Here is a 14574-nt window from a genome sequence, read left to right on the forward strand (position 1 = left end):
CAGAAAAAGATCATCTTCAGGGGTGATCCACGATTTAAGGGCATGAACGCCGTCGGCAGGGCCCTGGAAGGAGAAACCCTTCTTGGTCATGTGCATACCCGTCCGCGCCATCACCTTTACTCCGGCACGGCCACGGCCTCGGGGCTCGTTAGAGCGTCCTCAGCGCGGCCTTCCAAAAATCTGATTGGGTTTCGACGCACCCGGTTCACGGTGACGTCGAAAATATCGAAGCGGTTGTAACCAGCAACGACGTCGTGAAATCGTTTCGGCTCAACACAGTCGTCGAGATCGATTTGGGCATAGCCGATACCTTCATCGATCATTTCGTCACCAGTTGCGGCGCCAGTCGGCCCTAGGAAAAAGCTAGTGGCCCGCGGACTGGCATCTATGATCGCTTCGATCGCAGGATCATCCAAAGCAATGGATTTGCGTGCGACTTCGTCCAGGTGCCCCGCCACGATGATCCCGAAGCACTTGGCCTCGAAGCAGTGCGCTGAGGCACGGATGCGGTTGGCTGCCCGGTTGTCGTAGTTGTCGCTTTCTGTGGGAACGCGAGTGGGCCAGATCGGCGGATAGCTACTTATATGAACTTGCTCGCCCTGCGTCATCAGGCTGTAGCGCGCGAGCGGATTTGTATTTTCCCCGCAAATTAGGCCGCCAATGCGACCGATTCTCGTGTTTGCGACGACCAATCCTGCGCCATCGCCCGGATCCCAAACTAGTTTTTCAAAGAAGGTTGCGACCAGTTTTCGATGGTGGATCAGGATTTGGCCGGTATCGGAAATCAGAACATTGCTATTCCACAAACCTCCGACACTTGCCGGGTTGCGCTCGGAAAAACCGATTGAAACGAAAACACCGTTATCGGAGGCGGCCTTTCGCACACGCTCAATTTCCGGGCCGTCAATGTACACCGAAGCTGTCAAGAAGCGTTTGAAATGCTCGTGCGATTGAATGGGCGGGTAAAGTGCTGCCCAGACAGGGAAACCGGGAAGAAAGCTCTCCGAAAATACCACGAGCGATGCGCCATTTCGGGCCGCCTCTGCTATCACCGAGCAAGCTTTTTCCGCGCTCGCCCCAGGATCGAGATAGACGGGGGCAATATGAGCAGCCGCGGCCCAGAATTTCATGTTTCCCATCTATATTCCCCTACTGATCAAGGCTCGCCATCAGCCATTTCGACAAGCTCGCCAATGACCGGGTCATGATTGCCGTTTTGCCGTTAGACCGATTTCAATGCGTGCACCCAGCGGCAAGCTGGCGCAGCCGATTGTGGTGCGGGCAGGATAGGGCGATGAAAAACGTGTGGCGTAAATCTCATTCATCTGACCAAAGTCGTCCATGTCGGTGAGATAAACGTTGACGGATACGACATCATCCGACCCCAAGCCTGCTGCTTCAAGAACTTCAAACAGATTATCAAAACACTGGCGTGTCTGATCGGCGACGGTTCCGTCGACAAGTTTGCCGGTGCTGGAATCGAGCGGCGTCTGGCCCGAGCAAAATAACAGGTTGCCGGCCCATGTCGCGTGCGAATATGGTCCTACTGCCGCAGCGTTCGAAGCATTCACAGTTCGTCTAGACATGGTTTCTCCCAAGGCAGGTTAAGCAGCGCGACCTGCTGGCGACCAGCATATCCGCAAGTGGTTTGCGTCATGATATGCTGCATGTTCGCCTTTGCAGCCCGCTCGAAACTATCAAAACGAATTTGTGCGCCAACCCGAATTGGATGCACTACTCTGTGCAAAAATAGACGGAGGGTCGCATGGCGACTGCAATCGATCATCTTGACTGGGACGATCTCAAACTTTTCCTCATCGTCGTACGGTGCAAGAGCGTGACCGGAGCCGCCCGGGAACTGAAAGTCAGCCACTCCACTGTTTCCCGTCGGCTTGCTCGCCTGGAATACACGGTTGGCGGCGCACTCGTCGAAAGGACCAGGGATGGACTTCTGCTGACCCCAGCCGGGCTTGTTACGATGCGGCGAGCGGAGGAAATCGAGAATGGGGTGAATGCGCTTCGCAGCGACGTGAGCAATCGAGACGAGGTACGCGGTACGGTCAGATTAGCCACCATGGAGGGCATCGCAACGCTTTATCTCTCCGAGCGCCTCGTTGAACTCAGTAGTCGGTACCCTGATCTTGACATCGAGCTTGTGACATCGCCGCAAACCGTTCGGGTCGCTCGCCGGGAGGCAGATCTTTTCCTAAGCTTCTTCAAGCCACATGGAACTGCTCTCGACAGTCAGCTGATCGGACGCTTCAAGACTGGCCTATTCGCTTCGCAGGCCTATCTGGAACGCAATGGCGTTCCCTCTCAAGCGGCGGATCTTCGCGAGCACCGCTTTGTCGGCTATATCGAAGAGCTAGTTCTGCTCGAAAGCGTTCTATGGCTAGAGGAACTCGTACCCGCCCCAACGATGGCGTTCAGCTCAAACAGCATGATGTCGCAGATGTTCGCGGCGTCTGCGGGCGCAGGAATTGTAGCGCTTCCTGAATTCGCACGCAGTCTGAAACTCGGGCTCATTCCAGTGCTTGAAGAGTTGAGCGGCGAACGTGAGATCTGGATGTCGGCACATCAGGACCTAGCTTATCTGCCGAGAGTGAGAGCCGTAAAGCAGTTCGTGAAAGCGCTGGTTCGTCGGGACGAACAACGCCTTCTGGGAAACGTACCCTGGTCACGGTGAAAGGCGCACGTTGCTGCCCGCCGAGCAGGCTGGCCTGTTAACTGGCGCCGGGTCACGCCACGCCGTTCAAATCTGCACAGTAGGTTGCAAAAGTATCGGCTTCCGCCGCAGTTTTGATTGCGTCAACAAGATGGGTGGCTAGATTAAAGGAAGGAACTCCTCATGTCGCAAATCAACCGCGACGCCCGCAAGGCTTTGGACCTTCCTCGCCTGCGTGCTGATACTCCCGGCACAAGAAACAGAAACCACCTCAACAATGCTGGGGCGGCGCTGATGCCGAGTCCGGTGATTGACGCAGTGATTGGGTACCTGAGCCGGGAGGGCGAAATCGGTGGCTACGAGGCAGCAGCGGAGGCCAACTCGCTGTTGGAGGGAGCCTATGACAGCTTGGCCACTTTCGTAAACTGCGCTCGCGACGAGATAGCGATAGCTGAAAACGCGACGATCGCCTGGCAGCGCGCCTTCTATTCCCTTTCTTTTGGACCTGGAGACAGGATTCTGACGGCAAGTGCCGAATTTGCGGCCAACTACGTGGCCTTTCTGCAGGTTGCCAAGCGCACCGGCGTATCGATCGAAGTCATTCCGAATGACGCCTCTGGCGTCCTTGATCCGGACGCGCTGACGAAAATGATTGATGAGCGCGTTCGATTGATAGCGGTCACCTGGATCCCGACGAACGGCGGGCTTATCAATCCAGCAGCAGCGATCGGTCGAATAGCGCGAGACAACGGCATTCTCTATCTGCTCGACGCCTGCCAAGCTGCGGGTCAAACGCCGATCGATGTGAATGCTCTCGGCTGCGACATCCTCACCGCTACCGGCAGGAAGTTTCTCCGTGCGCCGCGGGGAACGGGTTTCATGTACATGCGAAAATCAGTTCTGGAGAAGATCGAGCCAGCGATGATCGATCTCTACGGCGCGCCCTGGACCGCACCCGATCGATACGAGTTGCGACCTGATGCCAGACGCTTTGAAACGTGGGAAAAGAACTGTTCGGTTCGTCTCGGCTTGCGGGCAGCAGTGGACTACGCGCTCGAAATAGGGCTCGAAAACATCGAAGCGCGCTGCAGTCACCTTTCTTCAAGGCTTCGGGAAGGTCTGAGGGGGATGCGTGCCGTATCCGTACATGACCTTGGGGCGCCGCTCGCGTCCATCATCTCATTCACCGTTAACGGCTGGGATTCGCCAGCCGTCATGGCCTATCTGGCTGGCAAGGGAATCAACGTCTCGGTTTCCCCGCCCTCTAGTACACCCGTGGACGCGTATACGCGACAACTCCCGCCGGTGGTGCGAGCTTCCCCACATTATTACAATTCGGAGGAGGAAATTGAGGCATTCCTAGAGGCAATTGCTGGTATTGCCGCGTAACTGATCGGCGCGACTGGATCAACTGGATACCAATAATGCCATTTTGTTCGGCTATTGGTGAGGCTTCTTCGCGGGAACACGGGCAACGTCCCATCTAGGCGGCGAGCAGACTTCATCGTCGTTTTGTTCATCCTGGCCTTAAAAGAGTGCCTCTGGCGCCACCCACACCGGCTTCGGGGGTACATGTCGGAGAAGTGGCAGTTCTCGACTTCAGGGTTGGTGGTGGCGTCGTAATGTATCGCGCGAGAAAGATAGCAGGCAAGCGAATATCATCACTTCCACCGGTGATATTTAAATTTACGAGTTCAGAAAGGGCCGCAGCGTCGCAGGGTCCACACTCGCCTGATCGCTAGTCAGAGCTCTGTCAACGGCGATTAAATCGCACTCGTCGCGCTCGTTCCGATCAATCTTTCTAGCCCTTGTCTCCGCCCCGCCCCTTGACCTGTAAAGGCGTTCAGGAAGTCTGCGTCGAAGCCGAATAAGACCCCGCCAATGTTGTAGCACGGGTGAGTTCTCGGCCGCGTCCGCCGAGGTTTACGCCTTTCTCGATATCGATCGCAGGAAAGTCCGGTTTCAGAAACGCCGCTGCAGGTGATGTAGGAGATCTACCCAGCGTCCACCAACGGCAGCAACAAATGTGCATCAGCGCTGGTCTCGCATAGCCGTGCCGCGGAATCCTGCTGCTTCCACTGGCTTACGCTAATGATGGTCGGAAAGTCAGGGCCAACCGCCTCATCGATGGCGGCGACGGCCACGCTTGGAAAGCGTGGCCGCTGGGTCGAGGAGATGGCCACGCGCACCGCGGCTTGCCCGGACTCATCAAGTCCGGATGGCTTTCTACCGGCAATTCAAGTTCCCAGTCCGTTTAGCGAACCGAACATACAACGCAAATTTGCGGCCCCATTTGGTCGCCTGCATCGTGTACGGCATTGCCGGCTCCAATTACAGCCGGCGAGATCGTGCCTGCTCGGAACGACGATCCTTGGAGAACAAGCATCACCTATGCGTCTGGCAGACGGCGCTTTGATCGTGTCCGGGATGCCCGTGATGAAACTCTCAAGGACCTGACCAGCGCGGCAGCAAATTGAGCAAAGTGCGCTGCCCTTTGGCTCGTTTGCCACGTTCCGGTGGATCGTTTCGCATCCTATGATTACGCCATAAACTTCACGGAGGATCGTTATGACAATTTACAATATCGCTCTGATCGGATTTGGCGGCGTCAATCGCGCCCTGACTGAACTCATCGCCGCCAAGAACCAGCTCTGGGAACGCGACCTTGGCTTCCGCCTGAATATTGTCGCTGTGAGCGACCTCTATTTGGGTTCGGTAATCTCGCCAAATGGTCTTGATGCAAAAACTCTGGTCGACGCGAAGTTCGAAAAGGGTGGCTTCGGACAACTTTCGGGTGGAAGTGCTGAAGCTGACAACGAGACCATCATCAAGACGGCGCCGGCAGACATCGTAGTCGAGGCAACGTACACCAATCCCAAGGATGGCGAACCCGCCGTCTCGCATTGCAGGTGGGCACTTGAGACCGGCAAACACGTGGTAACCACCAACAAAGGCCCTGTAGCCATCGCTGCCCCAGCGCTCAAGGCGTTCGCAAAAACCAACGGCGTGCGCTTCGAGTACGAAGGCGCCGTGATGAGCGGCACACCTGTTATTCGCATGGCGGAAAGAACCCTTGCCGGCGCCGAATTGAAGGGCTTCGAGGGGATCCTCAACGGCACATCCAACTTCGTCCTCGGTCGCATGGAAAGCGGTCTGGATTTCGCCTCCGCCGTCAAGGAAGCACAGAAACTCGGTTATGCCGAAGCCGACCCGACCGCAGATGTGGAAGGTTTCGACGTTCGTCTGAAGGTTGTCATCCTGGCAAACGAACTGCTTGGCGCGAATCTCAAGCCTGAGGATATAAGCTGCAAGGGCGTCTCCGGTCTTTCACTCTCCGACATCGAGGAAGCCGCCAAGGCAAACAGCCGCTGGAAGCTCATCGGGGCTGCGGTCCGCAATGACGACGGCAGTGTGACCGGCAGTGTTTCCCCCAAACGGCTTGGCCTCGATCATCCGCTGGCAGGCGTCAACGGCGCCACTAATGCAGTCTCACTCGACACCGAACTGCTGGGCGCCGTGACGATCACCGGACCTGGCGCTGGCCGCATCGAAACTGCATATGCTCTTCTTTCCGATATCGTCGCCATTCATTCCGCGGGCGCTTCTTCCACCGCTAAGGAAGCTGCATGATGCACAACCTTGCACTCACCCAAGCGACAGGCCTCGAAGAAATTGCCGTCACCAGCCCCTTCGACGGTACGCTGGTCGGAACAGTTGTGGAAACCTGTGCTGCAAGCGTGGATGCGCTCCTTGAGCGAGCCAGGCGCGGCGCGCAGATTGCCAGAACCCTGCCCCGTCACAAGCGGTCGGCGATCCTTGAAACGGCCGCAGCAGCAATCGAGGCCTCGCGGGAGGAGTTCGCGCTCCTGATCGCCAAAGAGGCGGGCAAGACGATTACGCAGGCCCGCAAAGAGACAATCCGGTGCGTCAATACGCTCAAGCTGTCCGCCGACGAGGCCAAACGCAACGCGGGCGAAGTCATCCCGTTCGATGCTTACGCGGGCTCGGAGTCTCGCCAGGGTTGGTATACGAGAGAACCGCTGGGGATTATTGCTGCCATCACGCCCTACAACGACCCACTCAACCTCGTTGCCCACAAACTCGGTCCCGCGATTGCCGGTGGCAACGCAGTGCTTTTGAAGCCGTCCGAGTTTACCCCACTCTCTGCCGTCAAGCTCGTCGAGGTCATGATCGAAAGCGGTCTACCTGAAGAGATTATAACGGTTGCGATCGGTGGCCCTGAGCTTGGAAAGGCTCTTGTTGCGGCGAGAGACGTTCGCATGATCTCGTTTACTGGCGGCTTTGCCACCGGTGAAGCGATTGCCAAGACCGCGGGCCTCAAAAAACTTGCCATGGATCTCGGCGGCAATGCGCCTGTCATCGTTATGGAAAATTGCAACTTCGATGCGGCCGTCGAGGCCTGCGTATCCGGAGCCTACTGGGCGGCCGGTCAGAACTGCATTGGCACGCAGCGAATTCTGATCCAGCGGCCGATCTATCAGCAATTCAAGGCGAAATTCGTCGCAGATACCAAGAAGCTCAAGACTGGCAATCCCTTGGATGCCGATACCGATGTCGGCCCGTTGATCTCCGAAAAGGCTGTCAGCAGAGCGATCGCAATGGTCGAACGGGCGCTCGCTGCCGGCGCGACATTGCTTTGCGGCCATAGGCCAGCCGGCAATCTCTACCCGCCGACCGTCCTGGAGGATGTTCCGATATCCTGCGACGTGTGGGGCGAAGAAGTATTCGCGCCGATCGTCATTCTTCAGCCCTTCGATGGATTGGCTGATGCAATCGGTCTTGCAAACGGCCCTGACTACAGCCTTCACGCCGCCATTTTTACCAATGACCTCGAAGCGGCGCTCGAAACTGCAAGCAAGATCGAGGCCGGTGGCGTCATGGTCAACGACTCCTCCGACTACCGGTTCGATGCAATGCCGTTTGGCGGCTTCAAATATGGCAGCATGGGCCGCGAGGGTGTGCGGTTTGCCTATGAGGACATGACCCAGCCGAAGGTCGTGTGCATCAACCGGTTGAAGCCTTAACAGCTCTTTCCACGCTCAATGCCATCAGCAATGTCGGGGTAAACAATGTTCAAGGGTTCTATCACTGCGCCTGTCACGCCATTTGCTGATGGCCATGTGGATGAGGGCGCGCTGCGCGATCTCATCGAATGGCAGATCGACGAAGGGTCCTTCGGCCTTGTTCCGTGCGGAACGACGGGGGAAAGTCCGACGCTCAGTCATGCCGCGAGTTCTGTGAAAGTCGGCCGGACACAGTTGCAAGACGCTGCGCCCGTGACCGCGGGGAAGGAATTCGAAGCGTTTGCTGAATTCATTGACGAGGATATCGTTCAAGTCCACTACGCCTCTAAGCTTCTTAAGGAGATAAACCTCTGCGGTTCGGCGAGCGGCACGGCAATCAACGTACCCTCAGGCTTCGCGCAGGCGGTATGCGATCACCTGTCCCAGAAATCCGGCTACCGGTTAATTCCGGCCCGCAACTTCATCGAAGCCACATCGGACACGGGCGGGTTCGTCTCCTTCGTGCTTGAAGGCATTGCCTTCAACCTGACGAAGATTTGCAACGACCTTCGGCTGTTGAGTAGCGGTCCCCGTGGCGGTCTAGGAGAGATCCGCTTGCCGCCGGTCCAAGCCGGCTCGTCGATCATGCCTGGCAAGGGCAATCCCTTCATCCCGGAGATGATGAACCAGATTAGCTTTCAGGTTATCGGCAATGATCTTACGGTGACGCTCGCCGCCAGTGCCGGTCAACTGCAGCTGAACGCGATGGAGCCGGTCATCGTTTTGAATATCCTGCAGTCGATGCGCATGCTAACCAGAGGCATGGTGATCTTAATGGAACGCTGCATCGATGGCATCGAAGTTGACGTCGATCGTTGCCAGGCGTTGCTCGACCAATCTATCGTTCTTGCTAAGCCGCTGGCGAAGTTGATCGGATACAGCAAAGCGGCAGATCTAACCAAAAAGGCGCTGGTCGAAAAGAGAAACTTACGAGATGTTGTCGAAGAAGAAAGAGGTCTGACGGAAAGCCAGGTTCATCAGATTTATGGAGATACCGCGGAGTTTGCGAATTTCTCAAGAAGTGGTTGGACGGAGGGGAAAGATGGCCGTTTTCACTGAAATATCCGACGAAGACCGAAACTCGATAGCCGCAGCCTACGGTATGACATCGTTGTCGTCGGTGATCGGTATTGCCGACGGTGACAGGGAAACGACCTATCTTTTCCGGACAGCGGGCGGTGAATTCATCGTCACGCTTTTCGAAAACGGCGCCGAGCCGCTGGATCTGGAACGCGCGTTCGCAACGATGGAGAAGCTGAACAACAGGGGTATTCCATGTCCTAAACCGACGCGGACGGTTGATGGCGACGCCACCTTCCAGGCTGCCGGTCGCCTTGTTGCCATCGTGAGCTTTGTAGCGGGATCATCGACAAACAATCCAACGCCAGAAAAGAGCGAAAATCTCGGCCGCCTCATGGCGCGGATCCACGTGATCCTGCAAGGGGGCCGAAAACATTCTCTGGATGAGCTGCCAACGGGTGCCCTGCATGGAGCCCTGGTACCTTCCAATGTCTTCTTCCTCGGAGAGAACGTCAGCGGTGTGATTAACTTCCGGCTCCGGCACGATGACGTGCTGATTTCTGAGATTGCGGACGTTCTCATTAGCTGGGCGAGCCAGCCGGCTGGAGAGCTGGACGAACAGAAAGCCCGGGCCATCTTGGCAGGCTATGAGAGTGTAAGACAGCTGACTGAGGCGGAAAAGAAAGCACTTCCCGCGTTCGTCCTCGCATCCGCCGCCAGACACTATGCTAGCAAAAAGGAAAAGATTTATATGCTTGAGGCGGCTGTACGCGCATTTGAATCTTCGGGATTTGGCCAAGTTGCCCGGCAACCGGCCTGTCGGGCATGAGATATCTTCTCGACCGCATCGACGAACAAATCCTAAGCGCGCTGCGGACCAACGCACGGGCCTCTCACGCTGAGCTATCGGGCAAGGTCAATCTGTCCCGTAATGCTGTTCGCGTTCGGATAGAACGGCTAGAACGCGAGGGCTTCATCAAGGGTTACACGATCGTCACTGGGGATGGCGGAAACGATAGCCCGATCACCACCGCATTGATGTTTGTCTACCGCCAGGACCGTATGAGGGGTGGCGAGATCATCCAAGCTCTGCGGACAATTCCCGAGGTCGTCGCTTGCGATGTGATGACGGGCGATTTCGATCTCGTCGTCAGAGTGGAATCTCCGCGAGCCGATCGAATTCGCCAGATCTGGCAGCTGATATCCGAGCTCCCGGGCGTACGGGACACCCTTACGGCATTCGCTCTTTCCTCCGTTGTGCGGAGGGATGAGGTTCGCCGCGGCCAAAATCCGGCAGCTTCCAATGAGCCTTTATGAGCCCTGTTAAGAAACTGCGAAACATGCGTGCACCGACCAATGCAGTCGAACTTCTACCGAACGGCCGAGGCGCATGTGAAAGCGCATTGTACCCGGCATCAGATCGTATGGATGCCGCGACCCCGCCGGTTTTCTGACCCGGCGTTTCCACTCAACGATGTGGGGAAACGCCTCCAGTGGCAATCGCGGAGGACCTTTTTTCCGGCTACGTCAATATGTGAGAGATGGGTTGAGGGCTGACGGGAGCAAGGGTGTTTGCCGCGGGCGGTGGTCTATACGACGCGGCCGCCTGCGAGATCGACGTGTGGAACCGGCAGGCCGCGCCAACAACCAGTCGCAGATCGGTCTACCATCACGACGGGACTCCGAGAAGTCGATAAGAGGAAGCACCAGAAGGCCGCAGCGGAAAATACAAGTCTCCTTCGACAGCGCCTCATGGACGTGAACGAGCCGCCTTGACGATAAGATTGATGGTGAGGCCTGCTCCGAGCACTGCTTGCGTTCAAGCGCGGCGAGCCACGTGTATGCGCAATGGTCAAAACGCCGGGCCCAGACGATGAAGATGGGAGTCGCATTTGCGGGGAAGTGTTGATTGCGGAACGGGTAAGGCATGTCAATCGCGCAAGGGTCTGCTCTTCGCCCCAGGGCGTCACTGGCTATCAGCCGCTTCGCAAGGATTGCGGGTTGCACAAAGTTCGGGACGGCGATTTCACCGAGTCGCGGACAAAAGTCGCGTCGGATTTAGATCGATTTTTCGTGAGCACCGATCTGGCAATTTGTCCTCGTATTTTGAGCGAGGACATGATGCCCAGACGGAATCCCTGAATCGTAACGAACCCGCAAGACGCGGCGTCGCAGCTTTTCGCCCATTTTAAGGGCGAGCCCCCTTGCCTTTGAGGATTGGCCTGCGGGTGGTCCCGCCACGTTTCTAGTCCTCATGCACCGCGTGCATTTTCACGATGCGAATTATTAATTTGATTGAATGCACCGTCGGGCCTCACAACGAAGGGAGGCGAGATCAAAATTTCCGAGACGTGGGTGACCGCGCCAATCGGGGGACAACCCAGATATCGGGAACGGAATGTGCCCATCTAGTCAAGCGGAGGCGAGTATGACTGGTAGTCAATCCACAAGGAGATCGGCCGACAAGATCGACCCGGAACAACTGACCATCGTTCCACTGCGACACCCTTGGAGGTGGGTGGCCGTCGCCTTGGTCTTAGTGTCGGTCGCCGGCATGATCAGGTCAGCAATTTCCAATCCCGAGTTTCAGTGGCCCATCGTCGCGCAATATCTGTTCAACCCACTCATACTCGATGGTCTTTGGCAAACCGTTCTAATCACAGCGGTCGTGATGGCCCTAGCCACTCTCGGGGGAACCATCGCCGCATTGATGATGCTGTCTCCGAGCAAGCTGCTTTCTGTGCCCGCTGCGGCCTTCGTCTGGTTCTTCCGAGGCACTCCAGCTCTCGTCCAGTTGATCATCTGGTACAATCTGTCGATCGTCGTCAAAGATATCACGCTTTGGCTGCCGGGGGTCGGCACAGTGTATTCGGTGTCTACAAATGACATCATGACCCCACTGGTCTCGGCCATCGTCGCACTCTCGCTTCATGAAGCGGGATATATGGCCGAAATCGTCAGGAGCGGATTGAAGTCGGTCAACAAGGGCCAGTACGAGGCGTCGGCATGTCTTGGGATGAATCCTAGCCTGGCGCTGAGGAGGATTGTCCTTCCCCAAGCGATGAGAATAATCATTCCGCCGACCGGAAACGAGACGATCAACCTTCTCAAGACGACCTCTCTGGTCAGTATCATCGCTGTGGGCGATCTGCTGTACTCGGCCCAGTCCATCTATGCCCGGACGTTCGAGACCATCCCTCTGCTCCTTGTTGTGTCTTTCTGGTACCTCGCCGTAGTCTCGATCATGTCTGGCGGTCAGTTCTACCTGGAAAAACATTTCAGCCGCGACGAGCATCGCATCAATCCCGGAATCACGAGGGCAATACTCGGGAACCTGGCCAAGATCGGTCGGAAGGAGGCGCTGGCATGACTGCACCCGGCACACATCACGAGCGCTTCGGGATCGCATCTACGACGATGGTACATGCCAAAGGCATCCGCAAATCCTACGGCCATCTCGAGGTGCTCAAAGGCGTGGACCTCACGGTGCCGTCCGGCTCGGTCGCTTGCATCATCGGCCCTTCAGGATCGGGAAAGAGCACATTCCTGCGCTGCATCAATCACCTCGAGGAAATCAATGGCGGGTTGATGCTCGTCGACGGAGACTTCGTTGGCTATCGCCTAGAAGGCAACAAACTCTACGAACTGCCGCCGAGCGCGATATGCCAGCGCAGGGCCGAGATCGGAATGGTTTTCCAGCAGTTCAACTTGTTTCCTCACATGACCGTGATCGAAAATCTTATGGAGGCTCCTTTACGCGTGAAGCGGGAGCCGGTTGCGCAGGCGACGGCAAAGGCGATTGAACTTCTCAAACGGGTGGGCCTTGCCGAAAAGAGGGACGCTTACCCGAGGCAGTTGTCGGGCGGCCAGCAACAGCGCGTGGCTATCGCACGGGCGCTCGCGATGAACCCAAAGGTCTTGCTTTTTGACGAGCCGACATCCGCACTCGATCCAGAGCTCGTGGGCGAGGTGCTCGAGGTGATGAAGAGTCTGGCGCGCGAGGGAATAACCATGGTAGTCGTGACGCATGAAATCGGGTTCGCCCGCGAGGTTGCCGATCAGCTTATTTTCATGGACGGCGGGCTTGTCGTCGAATCCGGCAACCCGCGAGAGATGATTGCCAACCCGCAGTCTCCCCGAACACGTGAGTTTTTGGCGCGCGTCCTCTGACGCGCGGAAAAACTCCCGGACCGCCCTCCGAAATTCATCTATCCACAGCCACAGAAGCTGAAGGACAGGACTTGCCAATGAACTCTTCTTTCGAGCAGCGCATCATAGAACTGGCCATCGATCTCCCGAAACCGCCCGGATCGGTCGCGAACTACGTCGCGACTCATCAAGTCGGGAACCTCCTGTTCATTTCAGGGCAGCTTTGCGTGTCTCCCGGCGGCACACTCGTGGCGTTGGGATCGCTCGGGGAAAACGTCTCTGTCGAAGACGGAATACGAGCTGCTCGGGCCGCTGCGATCAATGTCATAGCTCAAGCTAGAGCCAGCCTTGGAAGCCTGGACAAGATCAAGAGGGTCGTTCGACTGGGTGGGTTCATCGCTGCGACGTCTGCGTTTTCCGAGCACGCTCGCGTCATGAACGGTGCCTCGGACGTCATCGTTGAGATTTTCGGCGAGCAAGGGCGGCACGCGCGGAGCACCGTCGGGGTTTCTTCCCTGCCATTGCAGGCCGCAGTCGAGGTCGAAGCCCTGTTCGAGCTAGACTGACAAATGCCTGCATGCCCCCTTCGGCGGTTTGTCGCAAACGCGGCTTTTCAGGCCGCAGGCGCGTTCAAAGCTCCAGTCGTTCATAGACGCCTTGTTTGAGCGTCCTCTGCCTGTCAGACACGTCTTTGATCAGGTTCCGGAACCACACATGCCCGGGGTCTAGTTCATTCGATCTATCGAAGATTAACGAAATAGTGACATCGGGAAGTTCGAGCGGCGGAGGAACGATCGCTGTCTCGCTTTCTTCAGAGAGTGCCAGCAACACGCCGTCACCGAACGCCGAAATCAGCTCCGTGCCTTTAATGACCCATGGAGCAACGAGATAGTGCGGTATCGTTGCAACCACTTTTCGATGAAGGCCGAGCTTCTGCAAGGTTATGTCCGCGACGCCGGCTGCGATGCCGTCCGCGGATATCTGAAGGTGCGGCGACGCGAGGTAACGATCCAGCGACATGTCGGCCATCGCCGGATTTCCAGTCCATCCAGCACAAACCATCCGATCCCTCGAAAGCTCCACGACCTCGAAGTGCTCGGCATCGAGCTTGGGGTTGCCAAGCACCGCGCATTCCACTTCGCGGTTCTTCAACGATCCGAGTGCGTCGGGTTCCCTGGCGTGGACCACATTCAACGAAGCATTGGGCGCGAGCATCGAGAAATTCTCGATCAGTTCGGGCAAGTAGGTGACGGCCGTATAGTCCGAAAGGCCAATCCGAAAATTTCTAGAGGTGGTCGTCGGATCGAAATTGAGGTGTCGGTCCACCGCCACCCGAATTTCGTGCAGGGCCTGGGAAATGACCTCCGCCAATTCTTTCGCCCGTGCGGTCGGCTCCATGATCCCCGCTTCTCGGGTGAAGAGGTCGTCTTTAAACACGTCGCGAAGCCTGCCCAGTGAATGGCTTATGGCTGACTGGGTGCGCCCAAGTCTGTCTGCAGCCCTGGTCACACTCCGCTCCCGCATGAGGACGTCGAAGGTCCTTAGGAGGTTGAGATCGATTTGGTTCAAAGAGAACTCGGCCATATCGGGACCCTCGGGTGCTTTTGCTCGCCGTCAAAAGATATCGGCGGTCCGCAGAAGATCATGAACGCAGCT

12 protein-coding genes and 4 pseudogenes are annotated in these 14574 nt (G+C 57.0%); 12 read left to right on the forward strand and 4 right to left on the reverse strand.

The features are described 5' to 3' along the window. From HJB89_RS33450 to HJB89_RS26965, 3 genes and pseudogenes are all read right to left on the reverse strand, one after another. Window positions 1–111 (reverse strand): annotated as a pseudogene (locus HJB89_RS33450) (molybdenum-binding oxidoreductase); the annotation flags it as partial. Window positions 112–116: 5 nt separating this feature from the next. Then, a complete protein-coding gene (locus HJB89_RS26960; protein WP_011654702.1) occupies window positions 117–1139 on the reverse strand; it encodes a carbon-nitrogen hydrolase family protein in 1023 nt (340 codons plus the stop codon). Between the two features lie 63 nt (window positions 1140–1202). Then, entirely contained in the window at window positions 1203–1586 is a 384-nt protein-coding gene (locus tag HJB89_RS26965; protein ID WP_011654701.1) for a RidA family protein, read from the reverse strand. A gap of 179 nt (window positions 1587–1765) precedes the next feature. Between HJB89_RS26965 and HJB89_RS26970 the strand changes: the two genes are divergently transcribed. The 12 genes and pseudogenes from HJB89_RS26970 (at window position 1766) to HJB89_RS27015 (ending at window position 13484) form a co-directional block, all read left to right on the forward strand. Next, the gene (locus HJB89_RS26970) at window positions 1766–2686 is read left to right on the forward strand and encodes a LysR family transcriptional regulator (protein WP_011654700.1); all 921 of its coding nucleotides are present in this window, start codon (window positions 1766–1768) and stop codon (window positions 2684–2686) included. 162 nt (window positions 2687–2848) lie between these two features. Further along, window positions 2849–4054: an aminotransferase class V-fold PLP-dependent enzyme gene (locus HJB89_RS26975; RefSeq protein WP_011654699.1), complete on the forward strand. Its 1206-nt coding sequence runs from the start codon at window positions 2849–2851 to the stop codon at window positions 4052–4054. A gap of 1179 nt (window positions 4055–5233) precedes the next feature. Continuing rightward, a complete protein-coding gene (locus HJB89_RS26980; protein ID WP_011654697.1) occupies window positions 5234–6295 on the forward strand; it encodes a homoserine dehydrogenase in 1062 nt (353 codons plus the stop codon). Then, window positions 6292–7710: an aldehyde dehydrogenase family protein gene (locus tag HJB89_RS26985; RefSeq protein ID WP_032984729.1), complete on the forward strand. Its 1419-nt coding sequence runs from the start codon at window positions 6292–6294 to the stop codon at window positions 7708–7710. Before HJB89_RS26980 ends, HJB89_RS26985 begins: the two co-directional genes overlap by 4 nt. Before the next feature lie 45 nt (window positions 7711–7755). Continuing rightward, window positions 7756–7908, forward strand: a pseudogene (locus HJB89_RS33455) (dihydrodipicolinate synthase family protein); the annotation flags it as partial. Between the two features lie 6 nt (window positions 7909–7914). Further along, window positions 7915–8808: pseudogene (locus tag HJB89_RS26990) on the forward strand (lyase family protein); the annotation flags it as partial. Then, the gene (locus HJB89_RS26995) at window positions 8792–9598 is read left to right on the forward strand and encodes a homoserine kinase (RefSeq protein WP_011654694.1); all 807 of its coding nucleotides are present in this window, start codon (window positions 8792–8794) and stop codon (window positions 9596–9598) included. The pseudogene HJB89_RS26990 and the gene HJB89_RS26995, both read left to right, overlap by 17 nt. Continuing rightward, a complete protein-coding gene (locus HJB89_RS27000; protein WP_011654693.1) occupies window positions 9595–10086 on the forward strand; it encodes an Lrp/AsnC family transcriptional regulator in 492 nt (163 codons plus the stop codon). Before HJB89_RS26995 ends, HJB89_RS27000 begins: the two co-directional genes overlap by 4 nt. A 460-nt stretch (window positions 10087–10546) precedes the next feature. After that, window positions 10547–10836: pseudogene (locus tag HJB89_RS33460) on the forward strand (IS110 family transposase); the annotation flags it as partial. Between the two features lie 361 nt (window positions 10837–11197). Further along, the gene (locus tag HJB89_RS27005) at window positions 11198–12139 is read left to right on the forward strand and encodes an amino acid ABC transporter permease (RefSeq protein ID WP_011654690.1); all 942 of its coding nucleotides are present in this window, start codon (window positions 11198–11200) and stop codon (window positions 12137–12139) included. Beyond that, a complete protein-coding gene (locus HJB89_RS27010) occupies window positions 12136–12939 on the forward strand; it encodes an amino acid ABC transporter ATP-binding protein (RefSeq protein ID WP_011654689.1) in 804 nt (267 codons plus the stop codon). Before HJB89_RS27005 ends, HJB89_RS27010 begins: the two co-directional genes overlap by 4 nt. A gap of 77 nt (window positions 12940–13016) precedes the next feature. Then, the gene (locus HJB89_RS27015; RefSeq protein WP_026264766.1) at window positions 13017–13484 is read left to right on the forward strand and encodes a RidA family protein; all 468 of its coding nucleotides are present in this window, start codon (window positions 13017–13019) and stop codon (window positions 13482–13484) included. Window positions 13485–13548: 64 nt separating this feature from the next. Here HJB89_RS27015 and HJB89_RS27020 read toward each other — a convergent pair whose 3' ends face one another. Continuing rightward, complete coding sequence (locus tag HJB89_RS27020) at window positions 13549–14502, reverse strand: LysR family transcriptional regulator (protein WP_011654687.1); 954 nt, start codon at window positions 14500–14502, stop codon at window positions 13549–13551. Between the last annotated feature and the right edge of the window lie 72 nt (window positions 14503–14574).

Origin of the sequence: Rhizobium sp. NZLR8 (genome assembly GCF_019685025.1) — a bacterium.
Classification (GTDB): Bacteria; Pseudomonadota; Alphaproteobacteria; order Rhizobiales; family Rhizobiaceae; genus Rhizobium.

What these genes read in the sequence shown, in the direction of transcription:
- HJB89_RS26960 (WP_011654702.1), bottom strand. Translation starts at nt 1,139, where the DNA reads ATGGGAAACATGAAATTCTGGGCCGCGGCTGCTCATATTGCCCCCGTC.
- HJB89_RS26965 (WP_011654701.1), bottom strand. Translation starts at nt 1,586, where the DNA reads ATGTCTAGACGAACTGTGAATGCTTCGAACGCTGCGGCAGTAGGACCA.
- HJB89_RS26970 (WP_011654700.1), top strand. Translation starts at nt 1,766, where the DNA reads ATGGCGACTGCAATCGATCATCTTGACTGGGACGATCTCAAACTTTTC.
- HJB89_RS26975 (WP_011654699.1), top strand. Translation starts at nt 2,849, where the DNA reads ATGTCGCAAATCAACCGCGACGCCCGCAAGGCTTTGGACCTTCCTCGC.
- HJB89_RS26980 (WP_011654697.1), top strand. Translation starts at nt 5,234, where the DNA reads ATGACAATTTACAATATCGCTCTGATCGGATTTGGCGGCGTCAATCGC.
- HJB89_RS26985 (WP_032984729.1), top strand. Translation starts at nt 6,292, where the DNA reads ATGATGCACAACCTTGCACTCACCCAAGCGACAGGCCTCGAAGAAATT.
- HJB89_RS26995 (WP_011654694.1), top strand. Translation starts at nt 8,792, where the DNA reads ATGGCCGTTTTCACTGAAATATCCGACGAAGACCGAAACTCGATAGCC.
- HJB89_RS27000 (WP_011654693.1), top strand. Translation starts at nt 9,595, where the DNA reads ATGAGATATCTTCTCGACCGCATCGACGAACAAATCCTAAGCGCGCTG.
- HJB89_RS27005 (WP_011654690.1), top strand. Translation starts at nt 11,198, where the DNA reads ATGACTGGTAGTCAATCCACAAGGAGATCGGCCGACAAGATCGACCCG.
- HJB89_RS27010 (WP_011654689.1), top strand. Translation starts at nt 12,136, where the DNA reads ATGACTGCACCCGGCACACATCACGAGCGCTTCGGGATCGCATCTACG.
- HJB89_RS27015 (WP_026264766.1), top strand. Translation starts at nt 13,017, where the DNA reads ATGAACTCTTCTTTCGAGCAGCGCATCATAGAACTGGCCATCGATCTC.
- HJB89_RS27020 (WP_011654687.1), bottom strand. Translation starts at nt 14,502, where the DNA reads ATGGCCGAGTTCTCTTTGAACCAAATCGATCTCAACCTCCTAAGGACC.